This window comes from Paraburkholderia edwinii, from assembly GCF_019428685.1.
GTDB classification, from domain to species: Bacteria; Pseudomonadota; Gammaproteobacteria; order Burkholderiales; family Burkholderiaceae; genus Paraburkholderia; species Paraburkholderia edwinii.
The window spans coordinates 3,218,750-3,232,163 of sequence record NZ_CP080095.1 but is presented as its reverse complement, the minus strand read 5'-3'; the positions used below and the strand labels follow the sequence as shown (position 1 = coordinate 3,232,163).

The window sequence follows — 13,414 nt, the reverse complement described above, 5'->3', positions numbered from 1 at the left end:
GTTTTACGTTCCACTCCTGATATGCCAAAACGTTCGCCTGCGCTGCTCATATCTATCGCGCATTTGTTAAGCAAGGTGTCGACGCGATGCGCAGTATGTTTGGATAGCTAATGAATTGGCGCGAGCGAAAAAAAGAAGAGTGCAAGAGAGAAGGGAAAAGGAAGAGGCAAAAGAAAAGCGGGCCTGTGGCCCGCTTCGTTACAGCGCAGAAATGAGGAAAAACTAGCGCTCAGGCGCCGGCGTTACTGCGCCTGCTGCGGCTTGTTCGACAGCGCGAGGCGCAGTAGGTCAGCGACCGTATTCACATTGAGCTTTTCCATGATGTTCGCCCGGTGCGCTTCGACGGTCTTGATGCTGATGCCGAGATCGTCGGCGATCTGCTTGTTGAGGCGCCCCGCGATAATCCGCTCGAGCACCTGATGCTCGCGCGCGGTGAGCTTGCCGAGACGTTCGGCTGCGGCGCGCTGCTGCTGCACGCTGGTGCTTTCGCTGCGCGCCTTGTCGAGCATGCGCTCGACGAGCTTGCGCAGTTCCGCTTCGTCGAACGGCTTCTCGATGAAATCCAACGCGCCTTTTTTCATCGTCGAGACGGCCATCGGCACGTCGCCGTGACCCGTCACGAAGATGATCGGCAGCAAGGTGTTGTCCGCGATCAGCCGCTCCTGCAATTCAAGTCCGCTCATGCCCGACATGCGCACGTCGAGGATCAGACACGCGATCTGCCCCGGATGCTGATGCGGCTGCCACGCCTCGATAAACTGCTCGGCGCTCGAAAAGCACTGAACGCGATAACCGTTCGCTTCCAGCAGCCAGCGCAGCGAGTCTCGCACCGCCTCGTCGTCGTCGACGACAAACACGGTTTCCTGTGTGGTGACTGGGGTGTTCATAGCTCTCCCGTAACGGTTTGTGGTGTCGGCGCCTCGTGCCCGCCGTTGCTCGGGCCGTCGGGTTCGCCGATGGGCAGACTGCAGTGGAAAGTGGCACCGGTGATGTGGCCGTCCGCTTCGACGTTGTTCACCACCCACAGGCGGCCGCGGTGAGACTCGATAATCGACCGGCAGATATTGAGGCCCATGCCCATGCCGTCCGACTTCGTGCTGTAAAACGGTTCAAACAGATGCTCGGCGGTCGCTTCGTCGACACCGGGACCCTGGTCGACGACGCTGATGCATACATTGCCCGCCTCGAGCCGCGCGATCACGCGAATCACCGGATCGACCGCATCGGGCCGCGCATCGTGCATCGCTTCGGCGCCGTTCTTCAGCAGGTTCACGAGCACCTGCTCGATCAGCACCGGATCGACGTAGATGACGGGCAGCCGCGAGCGGATATCGGTGACGATGCGAATGCGGCGCTTGCGGGCCTCGAGTTCGGCCAGCCCGACCGCATCGGCGACGATATCGGCGACGCGGGTTGCCTGGCGTTTCGGTTCGCTGCGTTTCACGAATTCACGGATCCGCCTGATGATCATGCCGGCCCGTACCGCCTGCTGTGCGGTCTTTTCCAGCACCGGCAGCAGATTGTCGGGAGTTGTCCGCCCAGATTTAACCAGCGCAACCGCGCCAGAGCAATAGTTGTTGATCGCGGCGAGCGGCTGGTTGAGTTCGTGCGCCAGCGACGACGCCATTTCGCCCATCGTCATCAGGCGGCTCGTGAACTGCAGTTTCTCGTCCTGCTGGCGCGCGAGTTCCTGCGCCTGCTTGCGGGTGGTGATGTCGGTTGCGATCTGCATCTGCGCAAGATGGCCGTCGACCCACTGAATGTACTGGCGCCGCACTTCGAACCACTTCTGTATGCCTTGCACATACACTTCCTGCGCATCGGCCGTGCTTTCGGTCAGCGCGGCGGCGGGCAGCCCCGCATACGTGTCGACCATGTCGATCGAATCGGACGACGCCTGCGAGCTGTCGAAGCCGCCGCCGCCCGCCAGTTCCAGATGGCCGTCCGGGCGGATGCCGAACAGGTGCCGGTAGTAGCGGTTCGCGAACAGCAGTTCGGCTTCGTCGGCGGCGAGCACGGACACCGCGGCGTCGAGGCTTTCGAGCACCGTGGTGAACCGTTCGTGCGCGGCAGCGAGTTCCTCGCGCGCGCGCTTCGGTTCGGTGATGTCGGTCATCGACGACATCCAGCCGGTCTGACGCCCGGAGCTATCGATCAGCGGCGATACATACAGCCGTGCGTGAAACAGCGACCCGTCTTTACGCCGCACGCGCAATTCGAAACCCGACGACGGCGCCTTGCCGCGCAAGGTCATGTCGAGCTGGCGCTGCATCTCCGGATACGAATCGCGCGGCCAGTACGGGAACGGCGCGGTCTTGCCGACGAGGTCGATTTCGTCCCAGCCCGTCATGCGGCAAAACGCCGGGTTCACGTGCGTGATGCGGCCGTGCATATCGAGCACGCGCATGCCGATCAGCACCGAGTTTTCCATCGCGCGCCGGAAGAACGCTTCGGCATAGAGCGCCTGTTGCGCCTCGAAGCGCTGCCGCGTGTGTTTCCACAAACTCCACAGGCTCCACAGCACGAAGCACGACAGACCCGCGACGAGCCACACGAGCGTGTTGTTCGTGAAGTTCGTCATCTGCGGGTAGGCGTAGACGCGTACCGAAATGCCCTGGCCCGGCGGGTCGAGCGGCAGATCGTAGTACGCGTCGCGCGGCAGGCGAGGGCGCGTCGACGTGGTGGCGAGCTCGCGGTTGTTGATATCGATGATCGAGATCTTGTACTTCGCGGACAGCTCGGGCGGAATGTCGCGCTTCAACATGCCTTCGACCGAGAACACCGCGGCGATGCTGCCGAGAAACTCGCGGTCGCGATAAACCGGCGTTTGCAGTGTGATGTAGCCGTTGCCGAGATCGTCGTAGAGGAGCGGCGAATAGACCTGCCTGCGCGTCGTGCGCGCTTCGTTGAACGCGGCTTTGACGGCCTCGTCCATCTGCTGGTCGTTCGGTTTGGCGAGGCGCTGGCCCAGCACCGGCAGCGGTGTGTTCGGCCAGCGCGGCTGCAGCTCGGACGTGTACCAGTTCATGTAGAGGATCTCGGGATGCCCCTGCATGATGTCGGCGGTGGAAACCTGGAAGGAATGCGGGTCCGCGCGCCCAGTGACGAGATCGCGCGACAACGCCTGAATCTGTTCCTGCGCGCCTGTCATGGAAAGCCGGATCTGCTGCTGCGCCCACGCGACATTGCGATACAGCGTGTCTTCCTGCTGCTGCTGCTCGCGCCGGTTGAGACTCCACAAGATGAGGCTCATTACGACGAGGAACACCAGGATCGACAGCAGTGGCGTCAGCAAATAGGAATTCGACCACCACGGTCCGTGGTGCCAGCGGGACGGCGACGTATCCGCCGGCGAACCGGACGGCCGCGCCGAACGTGCGAAAAGCCGATCGGTCAACATGGACCGCATTGTAGCGCAGCAGGTCCGTGCGAAATCGCGCAGAAAAGCGGCGAAAGTCACATTAACAGGAGCAAACTACTCGACGTACCAGCAGATGGGCAGTCAAACCAGGGTGCGCCGCAACAATTTTCCGCATTATGAGAAAGCATCTCGCAATTCGAAAATTTTTGTTGCGTGGACCTCGTGGGCATCATTAAAATCGGCCGAAACTGCCGCGGCCGTGTCTCGTCCGCGTCGTCCACTCACGAGCGTTCCTCTATATCCAGGAGACGAGCATGTCCGCTGTACCCGACGAAGTACTGAAGTATGTCGCTGATTCGAAAGACGACAGCGATCCGCAAGAAACGGCTGAATGGCTCGAAGCGCTGGATGGCGTGATTTCTGCTGTGGGCCCGAACCGTGCTCACTACCTGATCGAAAAGCAGATCGAATTCGCGCGTGTGCATGGCGAACATCTGCCGTTCTCCGCCAATACCCCCTACATCAACACGATTCCGGTCGCCAATCAGGCCAAAATTCCCGGCGACCAGGATGTCGAACACCGTATCCGCTCGTACACGCGCTGGAACGCCATGGCAATGGTGCTGCGCGCGGGCAAGGACACCAACGTCGGCGGCCATATCGCTTCATTCGCCTCGGCGGCCACGCTGTACGACGTCGGCTTCAACCATTTCTGGCATGCGCCTTCCGCCGATCACGGCGGCGACCTCGTGTTCGTGCAAGGTCACTCGTCGCCGGGCGTCTACTCGCGCGCGTTCCTGCTCGGCCGCCTATCGGACCAGCAGGTCGACAATTTCCGCCAGGAAGTCGGCGGCCAGGGCATCTCGTCATATCCGCACCCGTGGCTGATGCCGGACTTCTGGCAGTTCCCGACCGTGTCGATGGGCCTCGGCCCGATCATGGCCATCTATCAGGCGCGCTTCATGAAGTACCTGCAGGCGCGCGGTATCGCGAAGACTGAAGGCCGCAAGGTCTGGGCCTTCCTCGGCGACGGCGAAACCGATGAACCGGAATCGCTCGGCGCGATCGGCATGGCCGGCCGCGAGCGTCTGGACAACCTCGTGTTCGTGATCAACTGCAACCTGCAGCGCCTCGATGGTCCGGTGCGCGGCAACGGCAAAATCATCCAGGAACTCGAAAGCGAATTCCGTGGCGCCGGCTGGAACGTGATCAAGGTCGTCTGGGGCAGCCGCTGGGATGCGCTCTTCGCGCGCGACAAGTCGGGCGCGCTGATGCGCCGCATGATGGAAGTCGTCGACGGCGAATATCAGACGTACAAGTCGGAGTCGGGCGCCTTCGTGCGCGAGCACTTCTTCAATACGCCGGAACTGAAGGCGCTGGTCGCGGACTGGTCCGACGACGACATCTGGAATCTGAACCGCGGCGGCCACGACCCGCACAAGATCTTCGCGGCATACAAGGCGGCAACCGAGGCGAAGAACCAGCCGACCGTGATCCTCGCGAAGACGATCAAGGGCTACGGGATGGGCGAAGCCGGCCAGGCGATGAACATCACGCACCAGCAGAAGAAGATGCAGGTGGAAGCGCTGAAGGCGTTCCGCGACCAGTTCCGTCTGCCGATCGCCGACGAAGAGATTGCGCACATCCCCTATCTGAAGTTCGAGGAAGGCTCGAAGGAACTCGAGTACATGCGTGCCCGCCGCCAGGAACTCGGCGGTTATCTGCCGGCGCGCCGCCAGAAGGCGGAATCGCTGCCGGTGCCGGAACTCGCCGTGTTCGAGCCGCTGCTGAAGGGCACCGGCGAAGGCCGCGAAATCTCGACGACGATGGCGTTCGTGCGGATCCTGAACATCCTGTTGAAGGACAAGGCGCTCGGCAAGCGTGTGGTGCCGATCGTGCCTGATGAGTCGCGCACCTTCGGCATGGAAGGTCTGTTCCGCCAGATCGGCATCTGGAATCAGGACGGCCAGAAGTATGTGCCGGAAGATTCCGACCAGCTGATGTTCTACAAGGAGTCGGAAACCGGCCAGATCCTGCAGGAAGGGATCAACGAAGCAGGCGGCATGTCGGACTGGATCGCGGCGGCGACGTCGTACTCGACGCACAACGAGATCATGATCCCGTTCTACATCTACTACTCGATGTTCGGCTTCCAGCGCGTCGGCGACCTCGCGTGGGCGGCCGGCGACATGCGCTCGCGCGGCTTCCTGCTCGGCGGCACGGCGGGCCGCACGACGCTGAACGGCGAAGGTCTGCAGCATGAAGACGGCCACTCGCTGCTGTGGGCGTCGTCGATTCCGAACTGCATCAACTACGACCCGACCTTCGGCTACGAGCTCGCGGTGATCATTCAGGACGGCCTGCGCCGGATGGTGCAGGAGCAGGAGGACGTGTTCTATTACCTGACGGTGATGAACGAAAACTACGAGCATCCGGCGATTCCGCAGGGTGACGGCGTGGCGGCGGACATCATCAAGGGCATGTACGCGTTCCGCAAGGCCGAGGGCGATGCAAAGGCGCCGCGCGTGCAACTGATGGGCGCGGGCACGATCTTCAACGAAGTGATCGCCGCTGCCGACCTGCTGAAGAACGACTGGGGCGTCGCTGCGGACCTCTGGAGCGTGCCGAGCTTCACCGAACTCGCGCGCGAAGGCCATGAAGTGCAGCGCTGGAACCTGCTGCATCCGACTGAAGAAAAGAAGCTCTCGCACGTCGAGAAGCTGCTCAAGGGTGCGAAGGGCCCGGTGATCGCGTCGACCGACTATGTTCGCGCGCTGACCGAGCAGATCCGCGCGTTCGTGCCGCAGCGCTTCGTCGTGCTCGGCACCGACGGTTTCGGCCGTTCGGATACGCGCGAACAGCTGCGTCACTTCTTCGAAGTCGACCGCTACTGGGTCACCGTGGCAGCGCTGAATGCGCTTGCCGATGAGGGTACGATTGAGCGCAAGGTCGTGGCCGACGCGCTGAAGAAGTACAACCTCGACCCGTCCAAACCCAACCCGATGACCGTCTAACTCGTCGCCTTCCGGCGACGTCGTGCGCACTCCGCTTTCGATGTCGGGCGGGGTGCGCTCGGCCCTGGAGACACAAAACAAATGAGCCAAGCGATCGAAGTCAAGGTGCCGGACATCGGCGATTACAAGGACATTCCTGTAATCGAGGTGCTGGTGAAGGCGGGTGATACCGTCGAGAAAGAGCAGTCACTGGTGACGCTGGAATCCGACAAGGCGACGATGGACGTGCCGAGTTCGGTGTCCGGCGTCGTCCAGGAAGTCAAGGTCAAGGTGGGCGATAACGTGTCGGAAGGCACGGTGATCGTCATCGTCGACGGTGAAGGCGCGGGCGCCGCGCCGTCGAAGCCGGCTGCTTCGCAGGGTAACGGTGCCGCTGCACCCGCTGCTGCTCCGGCCGCCGCACCCGCACCCGCCGCGGCTCCTGCCGCTGCTGCTGCGGGCGGTGGCGCCGTGCAGGAAGTGAAGGTGCCCGATATCGGCGACTACAAGGACGTGCCGGTTATCGAGATCGCCGTGAAGGTCGGCGACCGCGTCGAGAAGGAACAGTCGCTGATCACGCTCGAATCGGACAAGGCGACGATGGATGTGCCGAGCCCGGCCGCCGGCGTGGTCAAGGAAATCAAGGTCAAGGTAGGCGACAACGTGTCCGAAGGCACGGTGATCGTATTGATCGAAGGCGCGGGCGCTGGGGCGGCACCGGCGGCTGCGCCTGCCGCCGCAGCCGCGCAGAAGCCGGCGGAAGCGCCGTCCGATGCGCCGCAAAAGCCGGCGGCGGCACCCGCTGCCGCGCAGCCGTCTGCGCTTGCGCAGGCGCCGGTGATCCCGGCCGGCGAAGGCGGTGCGTATCGCCCGAGTCACGCGTCGCCGTCGGTGCGCAAGTTCGCGCGCGAACTTGGCGTCGATGTGGCGCGTGTGCAGGGCTCGGGCCCGAAAGGCCGTATCACGCAAGATGACGTGACGCAGTTCGTCAAGGGCGTGATGACGGGCCAGCGCGCGGCTCCGGCTGCTGCCGCGGGCGCGCCGGCCGGCGGCGGCGAACTGAATCTGCTGCCGTGGCCGAAGATCGATTTCACGAAGTTCGGTCCGATCGACCCGAAGCCGCTCTCGCGCATCAAGAAGATATCGGGCGCGAACCTGCATCGCAATTGGGTGATGATTCCGCACGTCACGAACAACGACGAAGCGGATATTACGGAGCTCGAAGCGTTGCGCGTGCAACTGAACAAGGAAAACGAAAAGGCGGGCGTGAAGTTCACGATGCTCGCGTTCGTGATCAAGGCAGTCGTCGCGGCACTGAAGAAATTCCCGACCTTCAATACGAGCCTGGACGGCGACAATCTCGTCTACAAGCAGTATTTCCATATCGGCTTCGCGGCCGATACGCCGAACGGTCTCGTCGTGCCGGTGATTCGCGATGCGGACAAGAAGGGTCTCGTCGATATCGCGAAGGAAATGACGGAACTGTCGAAGCTCGCGCGCGACGGAAAGCTGAAGCCCGAGCAGATGCAAGGCGGTTCGTTCTCGATTTCGTCGCTGGGCGGCATCGGCGGCACGCATTTCACGCCGATTATCAACGCACCCGAAGTCGCGATTCTCGGTTTGTCGCGCAGCTTCATGAAGCCGGTGTGGGACGGCAAGCAGTTCGTGCCGCGCCTCACGCTGCCGTTGTCGCTGTCGTACGATCACCGGGTCATCGACGGCGCGGAAGCGGCGCGCTTTAACGCGTATCTGAGTTCGATCCTCGGCGACTTCCGGCGGGTCATTCTTTGATTTTTGCGGTGCGCGGCGTGAGCTTATTTATCGAGTTCGCGCCGGCGCCGTTGAACCTGGCTTGTGCGCCACGCAGGTTGACGAGCGTCGTTCCAACGCAGGAGCGGCGCCTGTTTTTTTCGCTGCGTGATAGTGGACTGATCGTTGCCTGATCGCCTCCGGTTCAATGGCCGCACCGCAATCCCTCATCAACACGGCAACAAGAGAAGGGGACACTTATGAGTCTCGTCGAAGTTAAGGTGCCGGACATCGGCGATTTCAAGGACGTCGATGTCATTGAAGTCAATATCAAGCCGGGCGACGTCATCGAAAAAGAACAGGCGCTGATGACGCTCGAGTCCGACAAGGCATCGATCGAAGTGCCGAGCGACACCGCGGGCACCGTCAAGGAAGTGCGCGTGAAGGCCGGCGACAAGGTGTCGGAAGGCACTGTGATCGCGACCGTGGAAACGTCGGGCGAAGCTGCGCCGGCGAAGGAAGAGAAGAAGGCCGCGCAGAAGCCGGCGGAAGCGGCGGCGCCCGCTGCTGCGGCTGCGGCGCAACCGGCCGCCGCGCAATCGGCTGCACAAGCGGCGCCGAAGCAGGCGGCGGCTGCACCGCAAGCGGGCAGTTTCTCCGGCACCGCCGATATCGAATGCGACATGGTCGTGCTCGGCTCGGGCCCCGGCGGTTACTCGGCTGCGTTCCGCGCGGCCGATCTCGGCATGAAGACGGTACTCGTCGAGCGTTATGCGACGCTCGGCGGCGTGTGTCTGAACGTCGGCTGCATTCCGTCGAAGGCGCTCTTGCATACCGCGCTCGTGATCGACGAAGCCGCGGCGCTTGGCGCGCACGGCATTACGTTTGCGAAGCCGCAAGTCGATCTCGACAAGCTGCGCGATTTCAAGTCGGGCGTCGTCAAGAAGCTGACCGGCGGCCTCGCCGGCATGGCGAAGGCGCGCAAGGTCGAAGTGGTGACGGGCGTCGGCGCATTCGTCGACCCGCATCATATGGAAGTGCAGACCGAAGGCGGCAAGAAGGTCGTCAAGTTCAAGAACGCGATCATCGCGGCCGGTTCGGAAGCTGTGAAGCTGCCGTTCATTCCCGAAGACCCGCGTGTCATCGATTCGACGGGCGCGCTCGAATTGCGTCAGATTCCGCAGCGCATGCTCGTGATCGGCGGCGGCATTATCGGCCTCGAAATGGCGACCGTGTATTCGACGCTCGGCGCGCAGATCGACGTCGTCGAAATGCTCGACGGTCTCATGACGGGCGCGGACCGCGATCTCGTGAAGGTGTGGGAGAAGTTCAACAGCAAGCGTTTCGCGAACGTCATGCTGAAGACGAAAACCACGGCCGCCGAAGCGAAGCAGGACGGCATCTACGTGACGTTCGAAGGCGAGAAGGCGCCGGCCGAGCCGCAGCGTTACGACCTCGTGCTCGTCGCGGTCGGCCGCAGCCCGAACGGCAAGAAGATCGGCGCTGACAAGGCTGGCGTTGCGGTAACGGATCGCGGCTTTATCGAAGTCGACAAGCAGATGCGCACGAATGTGCCGCATATCTATGCGATCGGCGATATCGTCGGTCAGCCGATGCTCGCGCACAAGGCGGTGCATGAAGGCCACGTGGCGGCTGAAGCCGCGCACGGCGAAAAGGCCTACTTCGACGCGCTGCAGATTCCGTCGGTGGCTTATACGGACCCGGAAGTCGCATGGGCCGGCAAGACCGAAGACCAGTGCAAGGCCGAAGGCATCAAGTACGGCAAGGCGGTGTTCCCGTGGGCCGCGTCGGGCCGCGCGATTGCCAATGGCCGCGACGAAGGCTTCACGAAGCTGATCTTCGATGAGGAAACGCATCGCGTGATCGGCGGCGGCATCGTCGGTCTGAATGCGGGCGATCTGATCAGCGAAGTGTGCCTCGCCGTCGAGATGGGTGCGGACGCAACCGATATCGGCAAGACGATTCACCCGCACCCGACGCTGGGCGAGTCTGTCGGCATGGCGGCTGAACTGTACGAAGGCGTCTGCACGGATTTGCCGCCGCAGCGCAAGAAGTAAGGGTGGAAGTCGGCTCGCGTGGCGGCTGGTCCGCGCGTGGGCGATGTAGACCTGCCGTGCAACACGCTGTGAAGTCAGAATTTTGAAGCACGAACCGTGAAGCACAAACCAAACGGCGCGCACCTGCGAAAGCAGGGCGCGCCGTCATTTTTTGCCGCCGTAATTTGCATTCACGGCTGCGAAAAACGCGAGACAGAAGGCAAAAAAATCCCGGCCGTAGCCGGGGGTAACGATACGCTGTTTCACGTATCGGAGCGTCTCGCCGCGACAGCGGAGTCTGCGCGGCGCTGATGCTTGCTGTCAGTCAGAGAATCTTCATTGACTCACGGCGGCGCCGGCCGGACTGTTTTCGTGTTGCTGAACCTTGTTCAGCCGGCGCGTCATTCGAAGCCCGATGCGTTGAAACCGATTCTGAATCTATTGAAGCCTGCTGCGCCCGAAGACTGATAAGGCGCAGCAGTATTGCTCGCGGTGCGTTTGTGCAACGACTTATGAAGCAACTTATGAAGCAACTTAAGCAGCGGTTGCCTTCTTCGTCGCCGAAGCCTGACGCGACACTTGCGCGGCGGCTTGCGAAGCGGCCTTCGACGCAGCGGTAGCAGCCGCGTTGAAGTTGCTCTCAGCGATTTCGACGGCTTGCTTGGTGGCCTTGTGAACCGTCTCGTACGTCGTGTTCGCAGCGGTGATCGCCGACTTGATCACGGCGACAGCGGTTTCCGAACCGGCCGGCGCATTCTTCGCGACGTTGTCGACGAGCGCTTGCACCTTGCGGTTCTGCTCTTCGTATTGCGCTTCCGCGACGCGGGCGAATTCAGCCTGCGTAGCCGACGCGATTTCATACAGGTGACGGCCGTACGACAGAACCTTCTCGGCGACCGGCTGCGTGAGGCTCGCTTGCAGCGCGAGCAGTTCTTGCGCGTCCTTCACCGACAGTGCGCGCTGTGCGTTTTCCTGATTTTCCGCGAGCGTCGACTTGACGACTTGCAGGTTCAGTTCGACCAGCTTCTCCACGCCTTCAAATGCCTTGTTCGTGAGACCGAAGAGGGTTTCGAGGTTGGCTTTCTGGGCTGCAGCGAATTGCTCAGGGGTCAGCAGAGTCATGTTTACGCTCCTGAAGTACCGGTCCGTCTGGCGCGGACCGAGTTGGGTTAATGATTTCTGGATCGGAACCTGCCGCAAAACAATGAGGCCGATCGAAGCGTTACGCCGCACTGATCAAGGAGATGGTGATTGTGCGTCGCAACAATGGGTTCCATTTTAGGACAGTGCCTATCCTTGTCAAGTATTTTTTGTGCATCGCACAATGCTGACAATTTATCGAGAAAACAATACGTTATGAAGCGTTTGCCGAGTTGCAAATTCGCATGCTCATTGAGTCATTGCACCGCGACAGTGCGGATTCCTGTGAAGATTGACGCAACGATGCCCTGTTTCGTGAGTTACCTAACAACCTTCGGAGGTCGCGGTAGAATCGCGGCGTAAACCAAAACTGTGGCGGAACGTTAAATCTCCATCCCGGTCGAATGCGCGATGCGCCGGTCTGTAGTGGTTGCTGAAGAGTGGTGGCTTGACAGGCTGATATGGCGTCCGCGCGCCGCCTACGAAACACACGAGCGCTTCGTCTGAAGTACTCGACTTGTTGAGTGCGCGACCGTACTTCCCCTGATCAAGTCGTGTGTGAATCTGCCGTTATGCGTGGAAATCGTTTCCGGCATGTGACGGCGCCACCGGTTTGTTTGGTTGATTGATCTTTTCGATGAAAGTCGCGCCGGTCATTGTTTTTTGGCAATCGAGGCTTACAACTCAGTTTAAAGAGTGTCGATAAGTGCTTAAATTTGCTAATTTTTCGTTGATTCACTACACTGGCGGACAATTCCTTGCCGCCTTACCCCCAGAACACCAATGAAAACCGACATGTTTTCGTCACTGAAAGTGATGCACGGCGCGGCGCTCAGCACTGCGTTGTCGGTGGCCGCCTCGATGGTCATCGCAGCGGCATCCGCAATGCCGGTCGATGTCTTTGCCGCCTCGACCGCCACGTCGGCGAAGTCCGAGAAGTCCACCAAGGCGACGAAGAAATCGAAGAAGGCCGCTGAGCCGGCCGCGAAGGTTTCGAGCCGCGCGTCGGCAAAGGGCGCGAAAGTCGCCGCCGCAAAGCGCGACGACGATGACGACGCGCCGCGCGCCGTCTCGAAGAAAAAGCGCGTGAGCTACACGATGAACGGGCGTCACCACACGGTGGTCCGCCGCGTCGCCTTCGAGCCGCGCTCGCCGACGGCGGGCCAGGCGTTCGGTCTGCATGAATCGCCTGAAGGCGTCGCGCTGCGCTCGACGGTCGCGTACGTGGTCGATCAGAACACGTCCGAACCGGTCTTCGACAAGAACTCGCGCGCGGTCGTGCCGATCGCATCGATCACGAAGCTGATGACCGCGATGGTCGTGCTCGATTCGAAAGAGCCGATGACCGAGCAGATCGAAGTCACCGACGAAGATCGCGACTACGAAAAGAACACGGGCTCGCGTCTGTCGGTGGGTTCCGTGCTGTCGCGTGAAGATATGCTGCATATCGCGCTGATGGCGTCGGAAAACCGCGCCGCTGCCGCGTTGTCGCGCTATTACCCGGGCGGCCGCCCGGCGTTCATGGCAGCGATGAATGCGAAAGCGAAGCAGCTCGGCATGGTCGATACGCACTTCGAGAATCCGACCGGGCTCACGAGCCAGAACGTGTCGACGGCGCGCGATCTCGTGAAGATGGTCAACGCCGCGTATCAGTATCCGATGATCCGCCGCTTCTCCACCGACCGCAGCTACGAGGTGTACACGGGCAAGCGTACGCTCGCGTATAACAGCACGAATGCGCTGGTGCGTAATCCGTCGTGGGATATCGGTCTGCAGAAGACCGGCTTTATCAACGAAGCAGGCGAGTGCCTCGTGATGCAGGCAACCATCGACAATCGCCCGATGATCATGGTGTTGCTCGACTCGGCCGGCAAGTATTCGCGCTTTGCCGATGCGACGCGTCTGCGCACGTGGATCGACAACGGCGGCGAGCAGCGCGTGACGAGCGCGGATGCAAACGGCGCAGGGACCTGATCGAACGCGCAGCCAACAAATGGAAAACCCCGCGGGATTTCTGCGGGGTTTTTTTATGTCGATACGGCTGCGAGCAGTACTGCAGCGGCGCGATTTCGCTGTGCGTCCAGCCGCGGCGCGGCCCTCAAACGTTCGGGCGT

General features: G+C 61.7%; 7 protein-coding genes. 4 read left to right on the top strand and 3 right to left on the bottom strand.

Going from position 1 to position 13,414, the window contains the following annotated elements; all coding sequences use genetic code 11:
* Positions 1–242 precede the first annotated feature (242 nt).
* A complete protein-coding gene (fixJ, locus tag KZJ38_RS14270; protein WP_219796565.1) occupies positions 243–887 on the bottom strand; it encodes an oxygen response regulator transcription factor FixJ in 645 nt (214 codons plus the stop codon).
* Positions 884–3,400, bottom strand: a complete 2,517-nt coding sequence (gene fixL, locus KZJ38_RS14265; RefSeq protein ID WP_219796563.1) for an oxygen sensor histidine kinase FixL — start codon at positions 3,398–3,400, stop codon at positions 884–886. The genes fixJ and fixL overlap by 4 nt, the downstream gene beginning before the upstream one ends.
* A gap of 275 nt (positions 3,401–3,675) precedes the next feature.
* Between fixL and aceE the strand changes: the two genes are divergently transcribed.
* The 3 genes from aceE (at position 3,676) to lpdA (ending at position 10,181) form a co-directional block, all read left to right on the top strand.
* The gene (gene aceE / locus KZJ38_RS14260) at positions 3,676–6,375 is read left to right on the top strand and encodes a pyruvate dehydrogenase (acetyl-transferring), homodimeric type (protein WP_219796561.1); all 2,700 of its coding nucleotides are present in this window, start codon (positions 3,676–3,678) and stop codon (positions 6,373–6,375) included.
* An 81-nt stretch (positions 6,376–6,456) separates the two neighbouring features.
* On the top strand, positions 6,457–8,145 hold the full coding sequence (gene aceF, locus KZJ38_RS14255) for a dihydrolipoyllysine-residue acetyltransferase (RefSeq protein WP_219796559.1): 1,689 nt from the start codon (positions 6,457–6,459) through the stop codon (positions 8,143–8,145).
* A gap of 218 nt (positions 8,146–8,363) precedes the next feature.
* Complete coding sequence (lpdA, locus tag KZJ38_RS14250) at positions 8,364–10,181, top strand: dihydrolipoyl dehydrogenase (RefSeq protein WP_219796557.1); 1,818 nt, start codon at positions 8,364–8,366, stop codon at positions 10,179–10,181.
* 513 nt (positions 10,182–10,694) lie between these two features.
* On the opposite strand, the gene KZJ38_RS14245 is transcribed toward lpdA, so the two are convergent.
* Positions 10,695–11,282, bottom strand: a complete 588-nt coding sequence (locus tag KZJ38_RS14245; RefSeq protein WP_219796555.1) for a phasin family protein — start codon at positions 11,280–11,282, stop codon at positions 10,695–10,697.
* 801 nt (positions 11,283–12,083) lie between these two features.
* On the opposite strand from KZJ38_RS14245, the gene pbpG reads away from it, so the two are divergent.
* Positions 12,084–13,274: a D-alanyl-D-alanine endopeptidase gene (gene pbpG, locus KZJ38_RS14240; RefSeq protein ID WP_219796553.1), complete on the top strand. Its 1,191-nt coding sequence runs from the start codon at positions 12,084–12,086 to the stop codon at positions 13,272–13,274.
* Positions 13,275–13,414 lie beyond the last annotated feature (140 nt).

Excerpts from the sequence above, each read along its gene's own strand:
- fixJ (WP_219796565.1), bottom strand. The coding sequence starts at position 887 with ATGAACACCCCAGTCACCACACAGGAAACCGTGTTTGTCGTCGACGAC.
- aceE (WP_219796561.1), top strand. The coding sequence starts at position 3,676 with ATGTCCGCTGTACCCGACGAAGTACTGAAGTATGTCGCTGATTCGAAA.
- lpdA (WP_219796557.1), top strand. The coding sequence starts at position 8,364 with ATGAGTCTCGTCGAAGTTAAGGTGCCGGACATCGGCGATTTCAAGGAC.
- pbpG (WP_219796553.1), top strand. The coding sequence starts at position 12,084 with ATGAAAACCGACATGTTTTCGTCACTGAAAGTGATGCACGGCGCGGCG.
- aceF (WP_219796559.1), top strand. The coding sequence starts at position 6,457 with ATGAGCCAAGCGATCGAAGTCAAGGTGCCGGACATCGGCGATTACAAG.
- fixL (WP_219796563.1), bottom strand. The coding sequence starts at position 3,400 with ATGTTGACCGATCGGCTTTTCGCACGTTCGGCGCGGCCGTCCGGTTCG.
- KZJ38_RS14245 (WP_219796555.1), bottom strand. The coding sequence starts at position 11,282 with ATGACTCTGCTGACCCCTGAGCAATTCGCTGCAGCCCAGAAAGCCAAC.